This window comes from Pseudomonas sp. NPDC087614 (assembly GCF_044743485.1).
Lineage (GTDB): Bacteria > Pseudomonadota > Gammaproteobacteria > Pseudomonadales > Pseudomonadaceae > Aquipseudomonas > Aquipseudomonas baetica_A.
Map to the genome: position 1 here is coordinate 1 of NZ_JBIUWN010000126.1, position 7,498 is coordinate 7,498.

The 7,498-nt window shown below is 58.9% G+C and carries 8 protein-coding genes and 1 pseudogene; 2 read left to right on the top strand and 7 right to left on the bottom strand.

Going from position 1 to position 7,498, the window contains the following annotated elements:
* Nucleotides 1-89 precede the first annotated feature (89 nt).
* A complete protein-coding gene (gene pyrE / locus ACIOWA_RS26660; RefSeq protein WP_041071932.1) occupies nucleotides 90-734 on the top strand; it encodes an orotate phosphoribosyltransferase in 645 nt (214 codons plus the stop codon).
* A gap of 104 nt (nucleotides 735-838) precedes the next feature.
* Here the strand turns inward: pyrE and ACIOWA_RS26665 are convergent, their stop codons facing one another.
* The 7 genes and pseudogenes from ACIOWA_RS26665 to coaBC form a co-directional block, all read right to left on the bottom strand.
* Complete coding sequence (locus ACIOWA_RS26665) at nucleotides 839-1,222, bottom strand: hypothetical protein (protein ID WP_401162761.1); 384 nt, start codon at nucleotides 1,220-1,222, stop codon at nucleotides 839-841.
* Nucleotides 1,209-1,781, bottom strand: a complete 573-nt coding sequence (locus ACIOWA_RS26670) for a hypothetical protein (RefSeq protein WP_401139379.1) — start codon at nucleotides 1,779-1,781, stop codon at nucleotides 1,209-1,211. Before ACIOWA_RS26670 ends, ACIOWA_RS26665 begins: the two co-directional genes overlap by 14 nt.
* 18 nt (nucleotides 1,782-1,799) lie before the next feature.
* Nucleotides 1,800-2,060 (bottom strand): hypothetical protein, encoded by a 261-nt coding sequence (locus ACIOWA_RS26675; protein WP_401139376.1) that lies wholly within the window; start codon nucleotides 2,058-2,060, stop codon nucleotides 1,800-1,802.
* Nucleotides 2,061-2,251: 191 nt separating this feature from the next.
* Entirely contained in the window at nucleotides 2,252-3,157 is a 906-nt protein-coding gene (gene argB, locus ACIOWA_RS26680) for an acetylglutamate kinase (RefSeq protein ID WP_221730894.1), read from the bottom strand.
* A gap of 17 nt (nucleotides 3,158-3,174) precedes the next feature.
* Nucleotides 3,175-4,578 (bottom strand): annotated as a pseudogene (locus ACIOWA_RS26685) (phosphomannomutase/phosphoglucomutase); the annotation flags it as partial.
* Nucleotides 4,579-4,823: 245 nt separating this feature from the next.
* Nucleotides 4,824-5,279, bottom strand: coding sequence for a dUTP diphosphatase (gene dut / locus ACIOWA_RS26690; RefSeq protein ID WP_401162755.1), 456 nt, complete (start codon nucleotides 5,277-5,279; stop codon nucleotides 4,824-4,826).
* A 5-nt stretch (nucleotides 5,280-5,284) separates the two neighbouring features.
* Complete coding sequence (gene coaBC, locus ACIOWA_RS26695; protein WP_339433788.1) at nucleotides 5,285-6,493, bottom strand: bifunctional phosphopantothenoylcysteine decarboxylase/phosphopantothenate--cysteine ligase CoaBC; 1,209 nt, start codon at nucleotides 6,491-6,493, stop codon at nucleotides 5,285-5,287.
* Between the two features lie 135 nt (nucleotides 6,494-6,628).
* Between coaBC and radC the strand changes: the two genes are divergently transcribed.
* Complete coding sequence (radC, locus tag ACIOWA_RS26700; RefSeq protein ID WP_401162758.1) at nucleotides 6,629-7,303, top strand: DNA repair protein RadC; 675 nt, start codon at nucleotides 6,629-6,631, stop codon at nucleotides 7,301-7,303.
* Nucleotides 7,304-7,498 lie beyond the last annotated feature (195 nt).

Here is a 7,498-nt window from a genome sequence, read left to right on the forward strand (position 1 = left end):
TCCGCATAAATGGCCCCAAAAATCGCGTGCGTGTATGATACACGGCGTCAAGCTAATTAGCTAAATCCGTGGTATTTGGGGTTTTTTTCATGCAAGCGTATCAGCGCGATTTCATTCGTTTTGCCATCGATCGCGGCGTTTTGCGCTTCGGTGAGTTCACCCTGAAGTCCGGGCGCACCAGTCCTTACTTCTTCAACGCCGGCCTGTTCAACACGGGCTCGGCCCTGGCCCAGCTAGGGCGCTTCTATGCCGCAGCCATTGCCGAAAGCGGTATTTCCTTCGACGTTTTGTTTGGTCCCGCCTACAAAGGCATCCCGCTGGCGGCGACCACTGCTGTCGCACTGGCCGAGCATCACGACCGTGACCTGCCATGGTGCTTCAACCGCAAAGAAGCCAAGGCCCACGGCGAAGGCGGCAGTCTGGTTGGCGCTCCGCTGACGGGCGACGTGCTGATCATCGACGACGTGATCACCGCTGGCACCGCGATCCGCGAAGTGATGCAGATCATCGCTTCCCAGGACGGCGCCAAGGCCGCCGGCGTGCTGATCGCCCTGAACCGTCAGGAGCGTGGCAACGGTGAGTTGTCGGCAATCCAGGAAGTGGAGCGCGATTTCGGCATTCCGGTGATCAGCATTGTTTCATTGAACCAGGTGCTGGAGTTCCTCGCTGACGATCCGCAACTCAAGCAGCATTTGCCAGCCGTGGAAGCGTACCGCGCCCAGTTCGGCGTCTGACGGCTTTTTGAAAAACCTGTGGGAGCTTGCTCGCTCCCATAAAGTTCGCGGTGATAAAAAAGCCCCCGTTCAGTCAGGGCTGAACGGGGGCTTTTTGTTTGCGTTCAACGCATTCTTCGCCATTTTTTGAGCAAATTCAGTGTCAATCCGGCATTAAATAGCGCAAATACCAGTACTGCCGTCACCACCATCACGTAAAGCGTGCGGTCGACATCGAAATCCCAAAAATCCAGCCTGCTGGAGCGGATGATCTGCACGGCGGCTGGAAGGTTGACGTAAAACAGCGCTGCAAAAGCGCACGTCAGTGGCAGCGCACAACCGAAAAAAACATCCCGCACCTTCTCCCTGTTGCGCTTTCTCGCTTGCACGCCTGACTGATATTGATCCAGCGACAACGCTTCGTTGAGCTTCGGCCAAGCCAAATTGAACATGAAAGTGGTCAGAGTCAGCAGCAAGCCACTGACCGCGACAATGTCACTGAGCGGCATTGAGCCCGAGCGTCCTGCACAATAAATCGTGGGAGTCTTCACTGATCTCGAACTGCCCGGCACTGCCTTTGCGCTTGGTAATGGGTTTGAAGGTCGGCTCGTTCTGGGTGATCAGCATGTTCAGCTCATCGCGAATCACGTCCGAGCTGATGACCACCAGATAGACATCTTTTGCGTGTCCCGCAGACTCGACGACCGCGCGCATGCTGTGCTGCAGGATTTCGTCGAGCTGATTGCGAAAGCGCGAGACGGTGTTTTTCAGCAGGGTTTTGCTCTGGCTCTGGGTCAACTGAAAAATCGTCGAAATCTGCGATTCAGTCGGCAATGTTTGCCCGAAGTAGCTTTGAATCAGATACAGCAGGCGATCCTGTTTAGCCTCGTCAGCACGGCTGGGCATCCCGCCCTCGACCAGCATTTTCAGGTATTCGGTCAGGCTGGCCTTGGCGATGCGCTGGAGGGCGTGGGCGATTTCCGCGTCGCCGATGCGCAAGGTCTTTTTGACCGGTTCCTTTTGCTCCTGCTCGAAAGCGTCGGCATCGATCGTGAACGAGATCTGCATGGCTCAGGCACCCCGGGGTTATTTTTTGTGCGAGGGCGTAATGACCTCGGCGCTCTTGATACCGGAAGGCTTATCGGTTTCCTGTGGATAGGGATCATTAGGCGCGTCACCTTGTCCGGTCAGGATCTTCCAGCCGTTCAGAACGTGAGCGGTCTTGCGAAACTGCGGGCAGGGCGGCATCGAGGTTTTGGCTTGATTGGAATACTGGTGGCCGCAATCCACGCACTCGTAGGTGCCAGGGGAAACATCACTGCCGTAAGCAACATAGTCTTTTTGCATGGGTAAATCTCCGGGGGATGAGGGGAAGATCCTAGGGAGATTTGTTCTGGGGAGATGTCGGACGTTTCGCTAGTTCTTGTCGGACACTTCTTGCGCACACAAAAAAGATCGCAGGCTTCGCCAGTTCCTACAGTACTTTCGTACTGTGTTGCAGGGGCTGCCGCAGACTGCGATCTATTGTGTTTCAGCTATCAGGGACGCTTGCGATTGCTGATCAGCGTACCCACACCGGTGTCGGTGAAGATTTCCAGCAGGATCGCGTTCGGTACGCGACCGTCGATGATCAGCGAGCTGCCCACGCCACCTTGAACCGCTTCCAGTGCACAGCGGATCTTCGGCAGCATGCCGCCGTAGATGGTGCCATCGGCGATCAGGTCGTCGACCTGTTGGGTGCTCAGGCCGGTCAATACCTGGCCAGACTTGTCCATCAGGCCGGCGATGTTGGTCAGCAGCATCAGTTTCTCGGCCTTCAGCGCTTCGGCGACTTTGCCGGCCACCAGGTCCGCGTTGATGTTGTACGACTCGCCGTTTTCACCCACGCCGATTGGCGCGATCACCGGGATGAAGTTGCCTTTGACCAGCAGGTTCAGCAGCTCGGTGTTGATCCCGACCACTTCACCCACCTGACCGATGTCGATGATTTCCGGTTGGGTCATCTCCGGGGTCTGGCGGGTGACGGTGAGTTTCTTCGCGCGAATCAGCCCGGCGTCTTTACCGGTCAGGCCGATGGCGCTGCCGCCATGACGGTTGATCAGGTTTACGATGCTCTTGTTGACTTGGCCGCCGAGGACCATTTCCACCACGTCCATGGTCGCGGCGTCGGTGACGCGCATGCCATCGACGAAATGGCTTTCGATCGACAGGCGCTTGAGCAGATCACCGATCTGCGGGCCGCCGCCGTGAACAACGACCGGGTTGATGCCTACGGCTTTCATCAAGACGATGTCGCGGGCGAAGCCGGTTTTCAGCTCCTCGCTTTCCATCGCGTTGCCGCCGTATTTGATCACCAGGGTCTTGCCGACATAACGTCGGATGTAAGGCAACGCTTCGGACAGGACCTGGGCGGTGTGGGCGGCGGCTTCGCGTTCGAGGGTCATTCAGGGCTCCGGGTGAATCAGAACGGTAGTTGGAGATCAGGTGCAACGCGTTTCAGTTGGGCGTGGAACACATCCTTGATGCGCGCAAGTTCAGCCTCGTCATCGGCCTCGAAGCGCAGCACCAAAACCGGTGTGGTGTTGGAGGCGCGCACCAGGCCCCAGCCTTTGGCGTAGTCGACTCGCACGCCGTCAATGGTGGTCAGGTCGGCGCCTTCGCCCCATTGTGCGTCGTGCAATGCATCAATGATGCTGAATTTGCTCTCTTCGGTCACATGGATATTGATTTCCGGCGTAGAAATATCATTCGGGAAGGTCGCAAACAGCTCCTCCACCGTGGATTTTTCCTTGCTGAGGATCTCCAGCAGCCTTGCGGCACTGTAAATACCATCGTCGAAACCGAACCAGCGCTCCTTGAAGAAAATGTGTCCGCTCATCTCACCGGCCAATAGAGCACCGGATTGTTTCATTTTCTTTTTGATCAACGAATGACCGGTCTTCCACATGAGCGGTCGACCGCCGTATTCCTTGATCAGCGGTACGAGGCGGCGGGTGCATTTGACGTCGAAGATGATTTGCGCATCAGGGTTGCGCGCCACCACGTCGCGGGCGAACAGCATCAGCAGGCGATCGGGGTAAACGATGCTGCCGGTGTTGGTCACCACGCCGACGCGGTCACCGTCGCCGTCGAAGGCCAGACCGATGTCGGCGTTGGTTTCCTTGACCTTGGCGATCAGGTCGACGAGGTTCTCAGGCTTGCCCGGATCCGGGTGATGGTTGGGGAAATTGCCGTCGACTTCACAGAACAGCGGGATGACTTCGCAGTTCAGCGCTTCGATCAGTTGCGGAGCGATCACGCCGGCCGCGCCGTTGCCGCAGTCGACCACGACCTTCATGCGGCGGGCCAGTTTGATGTCCTGGACGATTTCGGTGTTGTAACGGTCGAGGATTTCGACCTCGGTGACGCTACCCGGGCCGCTGCTCAGATTGTTGGTCTTGAGGCGTTCGTGCAAGGCCTGGATCTGTTCGTTGGCGAGGGTGTCGCCGGCGATCACGATCTTGAAGCCGTTGTAGTTTGACGGGTTGTGGCTGCCGGTGAGCATCACCCCGGATTTGCCGGCCAGGACGTTGGCGGCATAGTAAAGCGCGGGGGTCGGCACCAGGCCAACATCACTGACGTGGCAGCCGCTTTCGGCGATACCGCGGATCAGTTCTGCAACCAGCTCCGGACCGGACAGGCGGCCATCGCGACCGACGCAAACGTTCGGCTCGCCTTGGGCCAGGCTCTGCGAACCGATGGCGCGGCCGATCCAGTAAGCTGTTTCGGCATTGAGGAATTGCGGCACGGTGCCGCGAATGTCATAGGCGCGAAAGATGCTGTCGGGTAGTTTCGGGGCAAGCTTGGCGGGGGTGCTCATCTGCGGAAGTGCTCCATCTCGAAAGTGGCAGGACAGACCGACGATTCACTCGGCGGCAGGCTCAAACTGAAGGGTATGACGGCGTTTTTCACAGAGAGTTCGTGGTGTGAAAGGGCCATGACACCCCGGCGGGCGTGGCTTTCGGCCGGCAAAACCTTGATTTACGGTGTTAAAACCTGTCGTTGAAAATGCACAAATTTCCCCTGCAGGAGCCGCCTGCGGCAGCTCCTGCAGAGGCGTATCAGTGCTGGTTACTTGGTGCCGGTGTGGCCAAACCCGCCAGTGCCGCGTTCGGTTTCGACGAACTCTTCAACCATTTCGAAGTGCGCCTGCACCACCGGCACCAGCACCAGTTGCGCCAGACGTTCGCCGACGGTCATGGTGAAGTCGGTCTGGCCACGGTTCCAGCAGGACACCATCAGCGGGCCCTGGTAATCGGAGTCGATCAGCCCGACCAGGTTGCCGAGAACTATGCCGTGCTTATGGCCCATGCCCGAGCGCGGCAGGATCAGCGCGGCGAGATTCAGATCACCGATGTAAACCGACAGACCGGTAGGGATCAGCACGGTTTCACCCGGTTTGATCACGATGTTCTGTTCCAGCATGGCGCGCAGGTCGAGGCCGGCGGAGCCCGGGGTGGCGTATTGCGGCAGCGGGAATTCGGTACCGATGCGTGGGTCGAGAATCTTGGCTTGCAAAGCGTGCATGTAAATTAAACCTGGTTCAGACGTTCGGCGATAAAAGTGACCAGTTGGCGAGCGATCTTGCTCTTGCTGGTCTGGGCGAAAACCGTGGCGTGCAGCTCACGGTCAATCACGCTGCAGGCGTTTTCTTCGCTGTTGAAACCGATGCTCGGGTTGGCGACGTCGTTGGCGACGATCAGGTCGAGATTCTTGTCCTTCAGCTTGCGTGCAGCGTAGTCGAGCAGGTGTTCGGTTTCGGCGGCGAAGCCGACACTGAACGGACGATCGGGGCGGGTCGCGATGGTGGCGAGGATATCCGGGTTACGCACCATTTGCAGGACGAAGCCGTCACCGCTCGTAGGATCTTTCTTGAGTTTTTGCGGGGCGACGACTTCCGGACGGTAGTCGGCCACCGCTGCAGAGGCGATGAACACGTCGCAAGGGATTGCGGCTTCGCACGCGGCGAGCATGTCGCGGGCGCTGACCACGTCGATGCGCGTGACGCGATCCGGGGTCGGCAGATGCACCGGGCCGCTGATCAGCGTGACGCGGGCGCCGGCTTCCACCGCCGCTTCGGCCAGGGCAAAGCCCATTTTTCCGGAGCTGTGGTTGGTGATGTAGCGCACCGGGTCGATGTTTTCCTGAGTCGGACCGGCGGTGATCACCACATGTTTGCCGGTCAGCGCCTGGCGCTGGAAGCAGTCCGCGGCGCATTGGGCCAGATCGGTGGCTTCCATCATGCGGCCCATGCCGACATCGCCGCAGGCCTGGCTTCCGGAGGCCGGGCCGAAAGTCTTCAGGCCACGGCTCTCCAGCCGTTGCAGGTTGGCCTGGGTCGCCGGGTCGCGCCACATCGCTTGATTCATTGCCGGAGCGACAGCCACGACGGCGTCGGTGGCCAGCACCAACGTGGTCAGCAAATCATTGGCAATACCTTGAGCCAGGCGCGCGATCAGGTCGGCGGTGGCCGGGGCGATCAACACCAGATCAGCCCATTTCGCCAGCTCGATGTGGCCCATCGCCGCTTCGGCGGCCGGGTCGAGCAAATCCAGATGAACCGGGTGCCCGGACAAGGCTTGCATGGTCAGCGGGGTGATGAACTCGGCGCCGCCGTGGGTCATGACTACGCGCACTTCGGCGCCCTGGTCGATCAGGCGACGAACCAGATCAGCGCTCTTGTAGGCCGCAATACCGCCGCCGACGCCCAGAACGATGCGTTTCCGATACAGCCGCTGCATAGGTCTGCCTTTCATATCGTGGGTGACATACGTGGCGAAACCCCCTCCCCAGGGTGAATTCGCCCGCAAAAAAGATGGGCTACGATATCACAGCGACCGCTATGGAACAGCGGCGCCCACAGACAAGGAAGCGCTATGAGTATTCGTGATTGGCCTGCGGCGGAACGGCCGCGGGAAAGGTTGTTGGAGCATGGGGCGGCGAATCTTTCGGACGCTGAGTTGTTGGCCATTTTTCTGCGGACCGGATTGCCCGGAATAAGCGCGGTGGATCTGGCACGACAACTGTTGACTCGGTTCGGCAGCCTGCGTTTGCTGCTTGAGGCCGATCAGGAAGCATTCAGCAAACAATTAGGCCTGGGGCCTGCGAAGTTTGCTCAGTTGCAAGCGGCTCAAGAAATGAGCAAGCGTCATCTGGCCGAGCGATCACGGCAGAAACCGGCACTGGAAAGCCCTCAAATCGTTCGTGATTACCTCAAATCCATGTTGCGCCACGAGCCTCACGAAGTGTTTGGTTGTCTGTTTCTGGACTCCAAACATCAGGTGCTGACATTCGAGGCGCTGTTTCGCGGCTCGATCGACAACACCAGCGTGCATCCCCGGGAAGTGGTGAAGCGCGCCTTGGCAAACAACGCAGCGGCCGTGATCCTGTGCCACAACCACCCGTCAGGAAACTCTGATCCCAGTCAGGCGGATCGGCTGCTGACCAAGCGCTTGCAAAAGGCATTGGAGCTGATTGATGTGCGGGTGCTGGATCACTTCATCGTCGGCGACGGGGAGCCGTTGTCGATGGCGGAGAGTGGCTGGATGTAAATCTGGCGGGGCGATGCAAGCCCCCTGTGTGCGGGCTTGCTCGCGAAGGGGTTGTATCAGTCAATAAACGTGTTGGCTGATCCGGCACCTTCGCGAGCAAGCACGCTTGTATGGTAGGACTTGAAGGGAGGAGGAGGGACAAGGCTCGATTCTGACTGTTAGCGCAGTACAGACCGTGGGAGATTTCACCCTCCT